This window comes from Archangium violaceum Cb vi76, assembly GCF_000733295.1.
GTDB lineage: Bacteria > Myxococcota > Myxococcia > Myxococcales > Myxococcaceae > Archangium > Archangium violaceum.
In genome coordinates this window covers 19,148-34,602 of record NZ_JPMI01000005.1, presented here as the reverse complement: position 1 = coordinate 34,602, position 15,455 = coordinate 19,148, and the positions used below count along the sequence as shown (strand labels likewise).

General features: G+C 69.0%; 11 protein-coding genes. 8 read left to right on the top strand and 3 right to left on the bottom strand.

Annotation, left to right across the window (positions count from 1 at the left end; all coding sequences use genetic code 11):
- Positions 1-93 precede the first annotated feature (93 nt).
- Positions 94-1,482: an amidohydrolase family protein gene (locus Q664_RS01200; protein WP_052517532.1), complete on the top strand. Its 1,389-nt coding sequence runs from the start codon at positions 94-96 to the stop codon at positions 1,480-1,482.
- A gap of 80 nt (positions 1,483-1,562) precedes the next feature.
- Complete coding sequence (locus Q664_RS01195; RefSeq protein ID WP_052517524.1) at positions 1,563-2,822, top strand: serine hydrolase domain-containing protein; 1,260 nt, start codon at positions 1,563-1,565, stop codon at positions 2,820-2,822.
- Positions 2,823-2,844: 22 nt separating this feature from the next.
- Here the strand turns inward: Q664_RS01195 and Q664_RS01190 are convergent, their stop codons facing one another.
- Positions 2,845-4,575 (bottom strand): SulP family inorganic anion transporter, encoded by a 1,731-nt coding sequence (locus Q664_RS01190; RefSeq protein ID WP_052517531.1) that lies wholly within the window; start codon positions 4,573-4,575, stop codon positions 2,845-2,847.
- 212 nt (positions 4,576-4,787) lie between these two features.
- Between Q664_RS01190 and Q664_RS01185 the strand changes: the two genes are divergently transcribed.
- The 3 genes from Q664_RS01185 (at position 4,788) to Q664_RS01175 (ending at position 9,217) form a co-directional block, all read left to right on the top strand.
- Positions 4,788-6,323, top strand: a complete 1,536-nt coding sequence (locus tag Q664_RS01185) for a HAMP domain-containing sensor histidine kinase (RefSeq protein WP_063934641.1) — start codon at positions 4,788-4,790, stop codon at positions 6,321-6,323.
- Positions 6,320-7,789, top strand: coding sequence for a sigma-54-dependent transcriptional regulator (locus Q664_RS01180; protein WP_043388862.1), 1,470 nt, complete (start codon positions 6,320-6,322; stop codon positions 7,787-7,789). The genes Q664_RS01185 and Q664_RS01180 overlap by 4 nt, the downstream gene beginning before the upstream one ends.
- 96 nt (positions 7,790-7,885) lie before the next feature.
- Positions 7,886-9,217 carry a hypothetical protein gene (locus tag Q664_RS01175; protein ID WP_152621838.1) on the top strand — a complete coding sequence of 444 codons (1,332 nt, stop codon included), beginning with the start codon at positions 7,886-7,888 and terminating at the stop codon, positions 9,215-9,217.
- Between the two features lie 47 nt (positions 9,218-9,264).
- Here Q664_RS01175 and Q664_RS01170 read toward each other — a convergent pair whose 3' ends face one another.
- Positions 9,265-10,182, bottom strand: coding sequence for a diacylglycerol/lipid kinase family protein (locus Q664_RS01170; protein ID WP_043388857.1), 918 nt, complete (start codon positions 10,180-10,182; stop codon positions 9,265-9,267).
- A 16-nt stretch (positions 10,183-10,198) separates the two neighbouring features.
- Positions 10,199-12,019 (bottom strand): aspartate--tRNA ligase, encoded by a 1,821-nt coding sequence (aspS, locus tag Q664_RS01165; RefSeq protein ID WP_043388854.1) that lies wholly within the window; start codon positions 12,017-12,019, stop codon positions 10,199-10,201.
- Between the two features lie 96 nt (positions 12,020-12,115).
- On the opposite strand from aspS, the gene Q664_RS01160 reads away from it, so the two are divergent.
- The 3 genes from Q664_RS01160 to Q664_RS01150 are packed head-to-tail and all read left to right on the top strand — an operon-like array spanning position 12,116 to position 15,352.
- The gene (locus tag Q664_RS01160) at positions 12,116-13,171 is read left to right on the top strand and encodes a hypothetical protein (protein WP_043388851.1); all 1,056 of its coding nucleotides are present in this window, start codon (positions 12,116-12,118) and stop codon (positions 13,169-13,171) included.
- Positions 13,172-13,223: 52 nt separating this feature from the next.
- Positions 13,224-14,510 (top strand): hypothetical protein, encoded by a 1,287-nt coding sequence (locus Q664_RS01155; RefSeq protein WP_063934640.1) that lies wholly within the window; start codon positions 13,224-13,226, stop codon positions 14,508-14,510.
- On the top strand, positions 14,507-15,352 hold the full coding sequence (locus Q664_RS01150; protein ID WP_043388848.1) for a hypothetical protein: 846 nt from the start codon (positions 14,507-14,509) through the stop codon (positions 15,350-15,352). The genes Q664_RS01155 and Q664_RS01150 overlap by 4 nt, the downstream gene beginning before the upstream one ends.
- Positions 15,353-15,455 lie beyond the last annotated feature (103 nt).

Here is a 15,455-nt window from a genome sequence, read left to right as displayed (position 1 = left end):
CCACGCGTTCACACCCCGGAAATTCTACTGAGCGTGCCACCCGGGCGCGAAGCGGGCATCCTGGCCACCTCGTTCCACCAGGAGGTCTCTTCCATGGCTCCTCGCTTCTCTACCCGGGTGGGTGCGCTCGCGGTGCTCGTCTTCCACGCGGCACAGGGTTGTGCCCATGCGCCCCCTCCGGCGGCCCCGCCCTCCGTGGTCGTCCTGGAAGGCGCTCGCGTCTTCGATGGCGAGGCCCCGGGTGGCCCGGCCACCGTGGTGCTCGAGGGCGAGCGCATCCGCGCCGTGGGGCCTCGTGGCTCGCTCCAGGTTCCGGCCGGCGCCCAGGTGGTCGACTACTCCGGCAAGACGCTCATCCCCGGGTTGCTCCTGGCGCACGCCCACGTCGGTAACGTCTCGGGCACGGAGGTGGGGCGGCGTTTCTACACCCGCGAGAACATCACCCGGCAGCTGTCCCGGTATCTCGACTACGGGGTGACGGTCATCAACTCGCTGGGGCTGAACCCGCCCCTGTTCTACACGCTGCGGCGGGAGCTGAACGGGCACACCGCGGGTGCGGACCTCCTGGGAGCCGGGCCCGGCCTTGGCGCTCCAATGGGCCTGCCCCCGGCGCGAGGCATGAACCTCGAGGACGACCAGGTCCTGCGTCCCGAGACGGCCGAGGCCGCGCGCGAGGCCGTGCGCGACATGGCCAGCAAGGGCGTCGACATGGTGAAGCTGTGGGTGGACAGCATGAATGGCGCGATGCCCAGGCTGAGCCCCGAGGTCTACCGCGCGGCCATCGACGAGGCCCATCGTCATGGCCTCCGGGCCGCCGCGCACATCCATGATCTGGAAGACGCCAGGGCGGTGGTCGAGGCGGGGGTCGACGTGATTGCGCACGGCGTGAGGGACCAGCCGGTGGATGACGCCTTCATCCAGGCCATGAAGACGCGCGGCGTCTGGTACATCCCCACCGTCAACCTGGACGAGGCGAACTACATCTACGCCGAGCACCCCGCCTGGATGGACGAGCCCTTCTTCCGCGCAGCGGTGGACCCGGCCCTGCAACGCCGTTTCGATGATCCCCAGTGGCGGCGGGAAACCCTCGCCAGCGAGGGCGCGGCGAAAGCGCGGAAGGCGGTGGCGGTCAATCTGGAGAACCTGCGCACCCTGCACCAGGCGGGCGTGAAGATCGGTTTCGGCACGGACTCGGGAGCGATGCCCCAGCGCATTCCCGGCTTCGCCGAGCACCGCGAGCTCGAGTTGATGACCCAGGCCGGCCTGACACCCGCCCAGGCGCTGCGCGCCGCGACGCGCGACTCGGCCGAGCTGTTGGGCTTGAAGTCCCAGGGCGCCATCGCGCCGGGCATGGTGGCGGATCTGGTGGTCCTGGACGCCGACCCGGCCCAGGACATCCGCAACACCCGAGGCATCCACGCGGTCTGGCGGCGCGGCGTCCAGGTCCGCGGAGCACCGTCACCCCGGCCCGCACCTCCTTGAACCCACACCGGCACCTTGACGCTCCCCCACCCGCCCTCTACTCCTCGGGTCGAGCCCGTCATCGCCTCGAGGTCCCCATCATGAGCTCCCCGCGCAAGTCTCCCTACGTCACGGGTCCCGGCGAGGACGTCGTCCTCCGCGGCACCGTCGCCCCCGGCTTCGAGGAGGTCCGCGAGGAGCTCCGCCGCAACTTCACCGCGCGCAACGAGCTGGGTGCCTCCTGTGCCGTCTACCTCCGGGGCCAGAAGGTGGTGGACCTCTGGGGAGGCTGGAAGGACGCCAGCACCCGCGAGCCCTGGGAGGAGGACACCTGCGCCCTCGTCTTCTCCACCACCAAGGGCATGGCCGCCATCACCGCCGCCATCGCCCACTCGCGGGGCTGGCTCGACTACGACGCGCCCGTCGCCTCCTACTGGCCCGAGTTCGCCCAGGCCGGCAAGGAGCGCATCACCGTGCGCCAGCTCCTCGCGCACCAGGCGGGCCTGCCCGCGCTCGATGAGCCGATGGACCCGGTGAAGATGGCCGACCTCGACTCCCTGGCGAAGGTGCTCGCCCGGCAGGCCCCCGCGTGGGAGCCCGGCACGCGCCACGGCTACCACAGCTTCACCATCGGCTGGTACCTGGGCGAGCTCATCCGCCGCGTCGATCCCCGGCACCGCAGCCTCGGCCGCTTCTTCCAGGAGGAGGTCGCCGCACCGCTCGGCATCCACTTCCACATCGGCCTGCCCCGGGACGTGCCCGACTCGCGCGTGGCCCGGCTGGACACCCTTCCCAGCCTCCAGGCGCTCTTCCACGAGCACTCCATCCCCATGAGCATGGCGCTGGCCTTCCTGTGGCCACGCTCCATCACCGCCCGCACCCTCTCCAATCCCCGCGTGCGCAAGCTCTCCGACTTCGACTCGCCCGCGTATCGTCCCCTCGAGCAGCCCGCCGCCGGCGGCATCGGTCAGGCACGCGCCATCGCCCGGGCCTACAGCTCGCTCGCCACCGGCGGCCAGGAGCTGGGCCTCACTCCCGCCACGCTCGAGGCGCTCACCGCGCCGCCCGTCCTCCCCTCCCGGGGAACCCTGGACGTGGTGCTCAAGGCGCACACGGCGTTCTCACTGGGCTACACCCGCCCCTGCCCCACGCTGGACTTCGGCCCCAACCCGCGCGCCTTCGGCACCTCGGGCGCGGGAGGCTCGCTGGGCTTCGCCGATCCGGATGCCCAGCTCGGCTTCGGCTACGTGATGAACCGCGCGGGCCTGCACCTCATGAGCGACCCGCGCGCCCGCGCCCTGCGCGACGCCGTCTACCGCTGCCTCGCGCGCCTGTCCGGCTCCGCCTCACGCGCGGCGTGAGCCGGACAGAGGCCCGCGCGGACTACGAATCCATGACCGGCGCCCGGTTGCGAACGGGCCGGGCCTCTTCCTGACCCGCCGCGACAGTGGCGGCCTTGTGACTCCGGGCGATGTACTCCAGCGCGTCGTCATACGAAGCCACCAGGCTGACGGACGGAGACTGCCGCGGGAAGCCGCCCTGCGTGAGCATCCGCTCCACCTCGCCCCACGCGACGACGACGACCACGCCCTTGCGCATGACCAGGCAGTCCCGGAGGTTCAGCACGTCCTCGAGTCCCGCCGCGTCCAGGTAGGGCACCGCGGTCAGATCGAGCACGAGGTACCTCGGGATGGGCTGGCTGGTGAGCACCGTATTGAGGACGCCAGGAGAGAGGAAGTCGAGCGGCCCGCGGACGCGGACGCGCTGGAGGGGAGGCCGCTCGTCCTGCTCGGCCACGGCCGCGCCCAGGGTGCGGAAGTGGGGACGGCCATCCAGCCGCAGGATGCGCGTCTGGACCTCCGTCCGGGGCCGCGCCTTCAGGAGCAGTCCCATGGAGGCCATCACGCCCGCGCCGAGCCCCAGCAGCAGATCCACCGAAGCGATGACGATGGCGGTCACCGCCACCACCGCCACCTGGGAGCGCTCCTGCTCCCACAGCTTGCGCAGGCCGCGCAGATCCAACAGCCGCACACCGACCACCACGAGAATGCCCGCGAGCGCGGCGATGGGCACGCGAGCGACGAGCGCGCCCGCCACGAGGCACACCACCAGCAGCAGGAGCGCATGGAGCACGGACGCCGCACGGGTGCGGGCTCCCGCCTGGATGGACACCGAGGAGCGGACGATGGCACCCATCACCGGCATGCCGCCGAACAGCGAGGACGCGAGGTTCGCCATGCCCTGGGCCATCAGCTCCTGATCATGATCGGTCTGCTGCTTCTCGAAGCCCGGGAACTGATCGATGGCGCTGGCCGACATCAGCGAGCCCAGTGACGCCAGCAGGGCGAGCGAGAGGACATCGGGCAGCAGCGCGCCCCACTCCACCCCCGCGAGCGAGGGAATCCGGGGCACGGGCAATCCCGCCGGCAGGCTCCCCACGCGGGCCAGCTCCGGCCCCAGCAGTCCGCCGATCAACGTGGCGACCACGAGCCCCACCAGCACCGAGGGCACCCGCTTCTGCACGTACGGCAGGCCCACCATGCAGACGATCACCAGCACGCCGAGGGCGATGCCTCCCGCATGCAGCATCCATCCCCCCCCCTGGGCAGGCAGGGAGGACAGCGTGCCGATCGACTTCGGCAATCCCAACAACCGGGGCAACTGGCTGTTGAGGAGGATCAGGCCGATGCCCGCCATGAATCCGCGCACCACGGGCGCTGGCAGCAGCTTCGCCAACCGGCCCACCCGCAGCACGCCGAGCAATATCTGAAGGAGTCCGGCGAGGAAGGTGGCCACGACCATGCCTTCGATGCCATGGCGCTGGACCAGGAGGAGCACGATGGGCACCAGCGCGGCCTCGGGTCCCGTCACCTGCAGCCGGGAACCTCCCAACAATCCGGCCACGACACCGGCGATCGCACCACTGATGAGGCCCACGCTGGCGGGCAGTCCCGACGCCACCGCGAGTGCCAGATTGAGCGGAAGCGCTACGCACGCCACCGTGAGGGCTCCGGACAAGTCCTGCCCGAATGTCTTGGGAGACACCATCTGCTTCCAGTCCTGCACGAGCAGGCGCGCGCGAGCCGCGGCTCCAGTCGAGTGATGTTCGAGCATGATGTCCCCCCTCTTCACATCGCGTGCCGCACCGTCCCTCCTCGGAGGACGCGCGCTCCTGTCGGCACGAGCCGACACACCCACTGCTGGAATGAACCGACACCTGTCCGTCCCTCCCGACAGTGGCCCGACGAGTGAACAACCGGGCACACTCCCTCGTGCACGAAGCTGGCGAGCGCGTTAGGAGGCGCTCTCCGGAGCCCGCTCATCTCATGCGCCTCGTCCAGCGACTGATCATCTCCCACTCACTGCTCACCGCCGTTCTGCTCGGTGCCGCCGGGTTCGCCGTGGTGGCCCTGGTCCGCATGACGAGCCTCCTCACGGAGCTCCGCGAGGAGCATCTGGGACAGGTGCAGGAGGAGGAGGCCGTGCATCAGGCCGCCTGGGGTGTCGAGGTCGCCGCCCGGCACGCCATCCTGGCCTGCGAGCGCGACCCCGCCGCCGGGCCCGACGTGGCGCCGTCGCTGAAGATGTCCCTGCAGCGGCTGGAGTCGCTGCTGGCCCAGTACGGAGACTCCATCCAGCCGAGCATCCGGAATGCGGCACGGGAGTACCTCGGTTATGCCCAGTACGTGAGCGAGGAGAACACCTGCGCGCGCCTCTTCGAGCCCGCGCTGCGGGAGAAGCGGCTCATCTGGGACGAGAACCTCACGGATGCATGGATCGCCGTCGTGCGCTCCCTGCACGAGGTGGTCCTCGCGCGCGAGTCCGAGGCCTATGCCATTGGCGCCACGGCGATCGTCATGGGGTTGATCCTCGGAGCCCTGGCGGTACTCGCCGCCTGGGGCGTGGCGCGCTGGATGGCGCGAGGGGTGACGCGGCCCCTGGAGTTGCTCTCCAGGCAGGCCCGGCAGGTGGGCCAGGGGAACTTCGCCCCCATTACGCCCGTGGGCGGTCCGCTCGAGGTGCAGGAGCTGGCCTCCGAGCTGGATCGGACGCGCGCGCGTCTGGCGGAGATCGATCAGCTCAAGGACGCCTTCGTGGCCTCCGTGTCGCACGATCTCCGGACTCCGCTCACGCGGTTGCGAGCCGCGCTCGGGCTGATGGCGGACGGCACCACCGGTCCGCTCAATGCGCAGCAGCGGCGGGTGGTCGAGCTGGCGCGCAATGCCTGTGAGCGGGAGATCCGCCTGGTGTCCGCGCTGCTCGACATGTCCCGCGTGAAGTCCGGCAAGGCGCTGCGGCTCGAGGCGGGCTGCATGCTGGATGAAGTGCTCGACAGTGCGATGGAGGGCATGCGCGGCGAGGCCGATGAGGCCGGAGTCCAGCTGGAGCTGGAGAAGGAAGGGACGCTGGGCCCCGCCTTGCTCGACTCCGCCATCATCGAGCGCGCGGTGGCCAACATCCTGGGCAACGCCATCCGCGTCTCCTCACGGGGGAAGAAGGTCCGGATGCTGCGCACCATCACCCAGGAGGGGCCTCCAGGACACACCGCGTCAGGCACCTGGGCCAAGGTGGTGGTGCACGACGAGGGCCCGGGAGTCCGGCCCGAGGTGGTGGACCGGCTCTTCGAGCACTTCTTCACCTCTCCGGTGGGAAATACCGCCAACCCCCCCGGAATCGGACTGGGACTGCCGCTGGCGCGAGAAATGATGCGTGCGCATGGAGGCGAGGTGGCGTTCGTCGACGAGCCGGGCCCGGGAGCGACCTTCGCCGTCTGGATACCGCTCGAAGGCCCCGCCGCGCTCCGCTACGCTGAGGGGACGACTCCTTCCCCCCCGTCGCCTTCCGCCCAGAGCCCTGCATGAGCCCGACCCCCCAGCCTCCCTCCGCCCCCGCCAACCGTGTGCTGGTGGTGGACGATGACCTCGAGCTGTGTGAGCTCATCTCCCTGCGCCTGGAGGCCCGGGGCATGCAGGTGACGAGCGTCTCCACCGGCCAGGAGGCGCTCGAGATGGTGGAGAGTGGCAAGGTGGACGCGATGGTGCTCGATCTGCGGCTGGGCGACGCGGATGGCCTGGAGGTGCTCGCCCAGGCCCGCGAGCGCATCCCGGAGCTCCCGGTGGTCATCCTCACCGCGCACGGGACGATCGAAACCGCGGTGGAGGCCATGCGCCGGGGCGCCTACGGCTTCCTCACCAAGCCCTTCCAGGATCACGAGCTGGTGCAGAAGCTGGTGCACGCGCTCGAGCGCACCACCCTGCAGCGCGAGGTGGATGACCTGCGCCGCATCGTGGCGGGCGTGCCGCGCGAGCGGTTGATCGGCCGGAGCCCGGCCATCACCCAGGTGCGTGCGAACATCGCCCGGGTGGCGCCCTCGGATGCCACGGTGATGGTGCTCGGCGAGTCGGGCACGGGCAAGGAGCTCGCCGCGCGGTTGCTGCACGGGCTCTCCCGCCGCGCGCACGGGCCCTTCGTCGCGGTGAACTGTGGGGCACTGCCTCCGGATCTGCTGGAGAGCGAGCTGTTCGGCCACGTGAAGGGGGCCTTCACCGGTGCCACCCAGTCGCGCGAGGGGCTCTTCGGGGCCGCGCGGGGCGGGACGCTCTTCCTCGACGAGGTGGGCGAGGCACCGCCCAGCGTGCAGGTGAAGCTGCTGCGGGTATTGCAGGAGCGGCGCTACACCCGGGTGGGCTCGAGCACCGAGGAGGAAGCGGACGTGCGGGTGGTGGCGGCCACCAACCGGGATCTCCGCGAGGAGGTGGAGGTCCGGCGCTTCCGGGAGGATCTCTACTACCGGCTCTGCGTGGTGCCGATCACCATGCCGCCGCTGCGCGAGCGGGCCGAGGACATTCCCCTCCTGGCCCAGCTCTTCCTCGAGCGGGCCGCGGCACACAATGGCATGCGGGTGCCGCACCTGACCCCGGAGGCCTTGCAGCTCCTGCGGGACTACACGTGGCCGGGCAACGTGCGTGAATTGCTCAACGTGATGGAGGCCGCCGTCCTGCTGGCCGCCTCCGAGGAGCTGCGGGCGGAGCACCTGACACACCTCGTGCAGCCCTCCCCCCGCTCCGCGTCTCCGGCCCTGGAGGAAGCCGCACTTGGCGCCGCCTCCTCTCCCTCAGCGCCCGAGAATGATGCCTCACTCCCCACCCTCCGCGAGGCGCGCGACGCGTTCGAGCGCGACTACCTGATCGAGGCCCTGCGCCGCAGCGGAGGCAACGTGAGCGCCGCGGCACGTCTGGCCGGGCGCAATCGCACCGACTTCTACGAGCTGCTGCGCCGGCACGGGTTGTCGGCCGCGGACTTCAAGGACTCGGGCCAGGGGCGCTGAGCCTGGAGCAACAGCGCTGAATAAACCGGATGACCTCGCGTTCCTATGAGCCGCAAGGAACGAGCCTTGCCGGACCCAGATGGGAGAAAGCCACCAGTGAAGAACGCAACTCGGATGTGGAGTCTCGGTGCCGCATTGCTGCTGACCGCGTGTCCTGGTCCCGACACCGATCCCAACCCCAATCCCAATCCCGACCCCGGTGGAGGCTCGACCTTCACCGTGGCCGGAAAAGTGCTGGCGGGAGAGGGGCAGCCCATCGAGGGCACCTCGATTCTCATCCCTGGCAATGGCAGACAAGCCGTGGCCCTGGACAGCACGGGCAGCTTCAGCATCGAGGGAGTGACGGCGCCCTACGATGTCATCGTGGTCCAGCGCGCGCACCGCTCCGCGACCGTCTACAAGGGACTCTCGCGCCGGGACCCCACGCTGCCTTTCATTACGAATGCCGAGGAGACGGGCGGGAGCAAGGCCACCCTGGAGGGCACCATCACCGGCGGAAGCACGCCCTATGACGACGACGTCCCCACCCATGTGGAGTTCGTCTCGGCGAACGGTAGCGGTGGCACCGAGGCGAGCCCCGAGGGCACCTATTCGACGGAGGTGAACTGGAGCGGTTCCAGCTCCATCACGGGCTCGCTCTTCGCCATCCAGCTGGAGAGCAGTTCTCCCTTCCTGCCGCCCACGGGCTATCTGGGTTATGGACGGCGCGACAACGTGACGCTCAACGCGGGCACCACGAGCTCCGCGATCGACGTCGCGATGAACAGCGTGACCAGCGCCCGTCTCGCGGGCACCATCACCGCTCCGGCTGACTATGCGCTGGCGATGATCAGCGTGGGCCTCATGCCGGAGCAGAACATCAACCTCGACCTGTTCCGCGCCTTCGAGACCAGCAGCGCTTTCGACTACGTGGTGCCCAACATTCCCCAGAGCACCCTCTCGATGGAGGTGATGGCGGTCAAGGGGGATGTGAGCGACCCCGAGAACGGGGCCATCTCCATTCTCTACAAGAAGGGATTGACCGCGGGCACCAGCAACGCGGCGCTGGTGCTCCAGGAGCCCTCTCGTCCGGGTCAGCCGGCGGATGGGGCAACGGTGGTGACACGCACCACCGAGTTCTCCTGGACGGCGTTCACGGGCGGCATCCACATGGTCCAGTTCCAGGAGAAGGAGCCAGCGGCGGGGACGTCCCCCTATACGGTGTCCGTCTTCACGAGCGGCACGCAGACCACGCTCCCGGACCTGAGCACCGTCGACATGGGCCTGCCCGCCAACACCCGGTTCACCTGGCGAGTCCAGGGCATCGCCCCAGTGGCCTCGATGAATGCCCTGGGCGATCTCGCACTGATCAACCCGATGCGGGGCACGACGGATTTCACCGTCGGCACTTCCGAGGCGCGCACCTTCACCACGTCCGCCGCGCCCTGAACCCAAGCCGGAGCCCATGACTCCGGCCTCCTACTCCCCGGCGCCCCTCACACCTTGAGGCGGATGGCGCCGGGGAGGATGGAGATGCGGCACGGCAGCCTGCCGGGCACCTCTCCATCCATCTCCAGGAACACTTCCTCGTCGCTGTCCGCCTCCAGGGTGTGGCACTGGAGGTAGCGCGTCTTGTTCCAGGTGATGTGGTCACCGTTGTAGACGCCCTTGGACTTGATGATGAAGTCGGACAGGCCGTAGTCGTGCCAGATGGTCAGGTCGAACACGCCATCATGGGTGATGGCCTTGGGCGCCACGCACATGCCGCTGCCGAAGTAGCGGCCGTTGGAGGCGGCGACGACGGTGATGCCCAGCTCCTCGGGCTCGCCGCCGTCCACGCGCAGGCGCACGCGGCGATCCTTGTACTTCGCCATGGTCTTCACCGTGCCCCACAGGAAGCTCAGGTTGCCGCCGAGCGCCTTGCTGCCGATGTTGACCTCGTGGGCCACCGCCGCGCTCACGCCGAAGGAGGCGATGTTGGCGAAGTAGCGCGACTCCTTCTGGCCCTGGTGGTTGACGTACTCGACGAAGCCCACATCGAAGGGCTCGGTCTTGTCGGTGCGCAACCGCGCCAGGGCGGAGTCCAGATCCAGCTCCCAGCCGAAGGCGCGCCGGAAGTCGCCACCGGTGCCCCGGGGGATGAGCCCCAGGGCCGCGTTGGGGTTGATGGCCTTGCCCCCGTCGAAGAAGCCGTTGACCACCTCGTTGACGGTGCCGTCGCCTCCCACGGCGGCGATGCACTCGTACCCATTCGCGAGCGCGGTGCGCGTCATGCGCACCGCGTCCATGGCGCGCTCGGTGAAGCCGAACCCGAAGTCGCCGATCACCCGGGTCACCTGGCCCGAGATCTCCGCCCAGCGCTTGCCCGTCTCGCCACCAGCGCTGCGCGGATTCACCACGAGGAACGTCTTCATCGGGGGTTACCAGATCCTACTTCTGGGGGAGCGGCACGGGACGCACGTGCACGTCGCGCAGCTGCTTGTCGTCCACGTCGCCGGGGGCGCCCGTCATCAGGTCCGTGCCCGTCTTCGTCTTGGGGAACGGGATGACGTCACGCAGCGACTCGGCGCCCGTCAGCAGCATGGCCAGACGGTCCATGCCCAGCGCGATGCCACCGTGAGGCGGCGCGCCGAACTTCAGCGCGTCCAGCAGGAAGCCGAACTTGGCCCGCGCGTCCTCGTCCGAGATGCCCAGCGCCTTGAAGACCTCGGCCTGGACCTTGGGATCATGCAGACGGATGGAGCCGCCGCCGATCTCGAAGCCGTTGAGCACCACGTCGTAGCGGTGGCACTTCACGCGGCCCGGATCCGTCAACAGGTACTGCACGTCCTCGTCGTGCGGCCGGGTGAAGGCGTGGTGCGCGGCGGCCCACGTCTTGGTCTCCTCGTCGTACTCGAAGAGGGGCGGGTTCACTACCCAGAGGAACTTCCACACGCCGCCGCTGCCGTACTCGGGGATGAGGCCCAGCTTCTTGGCCACGTGCACGCGCAGGTTGGCCATCACCGTGTGCACCAGCGACTCGCGGCCGAACTGGAACAGCAGCAGATCTCCCGTCTTCGCGTTGCACGCCTGGTTGATGGCCTGGCGCAGCGCGGGGGTGATCGTCTTGGACAGCGGGGACTGCGTCCACTCACCGCCCTCGCCCACCTTGGCGCGCGCCAGTCCCTTGGCGCCGTTCTGCTTGGCGAACTCCTCCAGCTTGTCGCTCTCCGCGCGGCTCATCGGCTTGTCCGCGGGGACGACCATCGCCTTGACGATGCCGCCCTGCTCCACCGCCTCCCACATCATCGGCACGCCGCCACCGGCGCCGTGCTGCTTGATGAGGTCCGTGAGCACGATGTGCTCCAGCGCGAAGCGCAGGTCCGGCTTGTCGTTGCCGTACTTCGCCATGGACTCGTAGAAGTCCATCCGCATGAAGGGCGTGGGCACGTCGATGCCGAGCACCTCGCCCCACAGCTTCTTGATGAGCCCCTCGATGATGGTGAAGATGTCGTCCTGGGTGACGAAGCTCATCTCCACGTCGATCTGCGTGAACTCGGGCTGCCGGTCCAGACGCAGATCCTCGTCGCGGAAGCACTTGACGATCTGGAAGTAGCGGTCGAAGCCCGCCACCATGAAGAGCTGCTTGTAGAGCTGGGGGCTCTCGGCCAGCGCGTAGAACTTGCCCGGGTTGAGCCGGCTGGGGACGAGGAAGTTGCGCGCGCCGCCCGGGGTGTACTTGCCCATGAAGGGCGTCTCGAGCTCCAGGAAGCGGTTGTCCACCATGTACGAGCGCGTGATGGCGTTCATCTTGGAACGCGTCATCAGCGACTGCTGCAGCGGCTTCCGGCGCAGATCCAGGAAGCGGTACGCCAGGCGCTTGTCCTCGGCCGTGTCGATGTTGTCCTCGACGAGGAACGGCGTGGGCTCGGAGCGGTTGAAGATGGTGAGCTCCGTGGCCTTGATCTCGATCTCACCCGTCTTGAGCTTGGGATTGACCTGGGTGCCGCGCGAGGCGACCTTGCCCTTGATGCCGATGCAGTACTCGAGCCGCAGCTGCCCGGCCAGCTCGTGGGCCTCCTTGGCGATGTCCGGCTCGAAGACCACCTGGGTAAGGCCCTCGCGGTCACGCAGGTCGATGAAGACAGCGCCGCCGTGGTCTCGCCTGTTCTGCACCCAGCCGAAGAGGACGACCTCCTCGCCGATGTTGGCCTTGGTGAGCTGGCCACAGGTATGAGTACGCTTGACCTCGGTAATGAACGGGACCGCCATGACACCGCCTGCACAGAGGGGGGTTGGAAGGGCGGCACCATAGAGAGCGTGGAAACGGTGCGTCAAGGAATCCGAGAAGGAACCCCCGGGTCGCGCGTGAAGCGGAAGGCACTCGCGGCGGGGTGCGCGGGGCTGCTGTGGCTGGCCGCTCCCGAGGCCCACGCGGGCTCGGTGATGATGGAAGCGAGCGCGGGTGCCTCCCAGCGCACCTGGGCGCTGCTGGGTGACGTGGAGCTGCGCAAGGACGAGACCTTCCTCACCCTGGGCTACTCCGGCGCGCGCCTCGAGTCGGACACCGCCCTCTCCCACCAGCTTTCCTCCGGCGTGGACCACGCCCTGTCCGATCATTGGCTCCTCTCCGGACTCGTCAACGTGGGCCTGCCCAAGACGACCCGCACCGCGCTGGCGCCTGCCCGGCCGCTGCTCGGCCTGCCAGCGATGGCCGCCGACACCGGCTACCACAGCGCCGGCGTGCAGCTCGCGGCGGCCTATGACTCGGCTGGCTTCTCGGACTTGGAGTATGGGTTGGACGGGAGCCTGGGGCTCACCCGCTATGGGCTGCGGCGGCAGATCTCCGTCCGCGAGGACGGGCGCGACGAGACGCTCTTCCAGCGGAACGAGCCGCTCTTCGTGGCCCGCCCCTCGCTGGGCGCGCGGCTGCTGCTCTTCGACAAGTGGGAGCTGGGCCTGCGGGGCGGCGTGTACCTCTACAGTGGAGATCCGCTGAGCACGGGCCAGTTCACCGAGGCGGAGGTGGAGCAGGTCATGCGCCGCTACGCCAACGCCTCCGAGGGACGCCTGCTGTTGAGAGCCCTCTCCCGGCGCCGCATCGGGGAGCTGGCGCTGGACCTGAGCGGCCGCATGCTGGGAGTGAATGCGCTCACCGGCTTCCCCAGCGCCCCGGCGCTCTTCGATCTCAAACCCTCGGTGACCTGGCGCGTCAGCACGGCGGTGCGGGGACAGCTCTCCTACGCCTTCACCCGTTACGTGCCGGGCGAGGGGTATGCCCACGTGGTGGGCACCCGGTGGACGGTGCGGCTGGCCAGGCCCTTCCGGGTGTGGGCCTCGCTGTCGCTCCAATCGGACCACCTGGAGGGGGAGGCGCCCCTGCGCTCGGGGATCGCCTCGCTGGGCTCCGAGCTCACCTTCTGAGTTGGCGGACCCGGCTTCAGGTGGCCACCGGACCCGTAGTAAGAAGACCCCCATGGTTCGAAAGCTGACAGCCGCCGCCGCCGCGCTCGCGACGCTGACCGCGTCGTGTGCGCCGCCCTCCCAGCCACCCGTCAAGGTGCGTGCGCTCGTGCTCTCCAGCAATGGTGAGTACACGCCCACGGAAGTGGAGCTCAAGACGGTCACGAACATCGTCACCATGGAAGGCCAGGTGATGAAGACCGTGGGGGGCGCCCACATCCGGTTGGACTCGGCGGATCCCGAGCTCAACGCGGCGCAGGGCAAGGGCGATGAAGCGTACAAGCTCGCGGTGCTGAAGGACGCGGGCCGTTCCGTGACCGCCAGCTACATCACGGACGAGAAGGGCGTGCTGTGGCCGGCGGACTTCCACACGTGGAACCTCGTCACCACGTACTACAACCTCGAGCGCGCCTGGGACTACTTCATCAACACGGCCGAGGTGAAGGCGGCGGAGCTGCCGCAGACGACGACCTACTACTTCCCCGAGTTCGTCCTGGCGGACCTGAACGACGAGCCGCAGGTGGACAACGCCATCTACTTCTCGCCGGTGCAGGCCTTCCTGGTGCTGCCCTTCAAGACGATCGAGAAGGCACCGATGGCGCTCAACGCCTCCATCCTCACGCACGAGTACGCGCACCTGGTCTTCAACCGCCGGGTGTACGAGGGCCAGGGCGTTCCGGCGGCCATCCAGAACTGGTCGCTGGACGGGAACACGCCGGGGCTCAACGCCCTCAAGTCGCTGGACGAGGGCCTGGCGGACTTCCATGCCTACGTGGCCTCGTGCTCGACGAGCTACAACTGCAACCCGCGGGTGCTGTACACCACGCTGGAGGGTCAGCAGGCCGAGGCGCGGGATCTGTCGAAGAAGTGGTGCATGGGCACGGAGCTGAGCCAGAGCCTGTACACGGCCAACTTCGGTCAGTTCGACCCGAGGCACTACCAGGTGGGCACCATCGTGGCGAGCGCGCTCTACGAGGCCGCGTCCACGTCGCCGGCCTGGCGCCAGGTGCTGGCGCGCGCGGTGGTGGCGTCCTACTCGGATGAGGATTCGACGAAGTACGGCCTGGCCCAGCTGACGAAGACGTACCTGGGCAACCAGTCCGGGTTCACGCTGGCCCGGGCGCTCCGGAGCATCATCCAGCACATCCCGAACGGTGAAGTCGATCTGAAGACCCGGGTGTGCTCCAACTTCGCCACGCGGCTGCGGATCCCCCTCACCGAGCTGTCGGGCGGCACGGACGCGGGTCCCAACGATTGCCCGGAAGGCGCCACCATCAACGACTGCTCGATCGCCCCATGAAGACCTCCAACCTGCATTCCTGGTTCCTTCCCTGTCTGCTGGGGGGATTGACGCTCGCCACGCCCACGTTCGCCCAGGACGAGGACACGCCGTACGCCTATCCGGACGAAGAGGAGACGGAGAAGAAGAACAACTCGCGCCGGCGCCGTACGCAGGACGAGGACTCACCGTACGCCTATCCGGACGAGGAGAATCCCGAGCGGGCGCAGCAGCGCCGCCGCCGCCAGGAGCGGGACACGGCGGATGAGTTCCGGCGGGCGGCCGAGGGGGACGAGGAGGAGAAGGGCTACGAGCGGATGTCGCGCCTGGACGATCCGAACACGGGCATCGCCTTCGAGGTGCTCGGTGGGGCGATGTTCCTGAGCAGTCCGCGGGGCCAGTTGGTGGGAGATCTGCTGCCAGCGGTGGGCGGGCGCTTCACGTGGGAGTACGGGCGGGTGTTGGGCTCGGAGGCGCTGCGCGAGGCGCTCTGGTTCGACGTGCGCTACACGTACGCGGGGGTGCGCGAGGGCACGAAGCTGATCGTCGGGGACACGCAGATCCACTACGCGACGATCGCGCCGGCGTACGAGCTGATGTTCGGCGAGTCCTCGGACTACGGAGCCTACGCGCAGGTGGGCGGAGGCTTCGTGTACGAGCACACCACGCTGGAGGTGGGCGGCAAGCTGACGCCGATAGACGGCACGAAGCTGCTCATCCAGTACGGAGTGGGCCTGAGGGGCCGGACGAAGCTGTCGATGGAGTCGAACGTGCGGTTGGCGTGGCGGGTGGAGCTGATGCGGTTCCGTCGCGGCTACCAGGACGACACGTTCGTGGGCGCGAGCCTCGGCACGGCGTTCTGAAGCGCCCTGCCCTCCCCCAGCTGTTCCCCACCGCCAATCTGTTCCCCACTGACAACAAACACCCCTCTCCCCCCGGGAGAGGGACGGGGTGAGGGTATCGAGG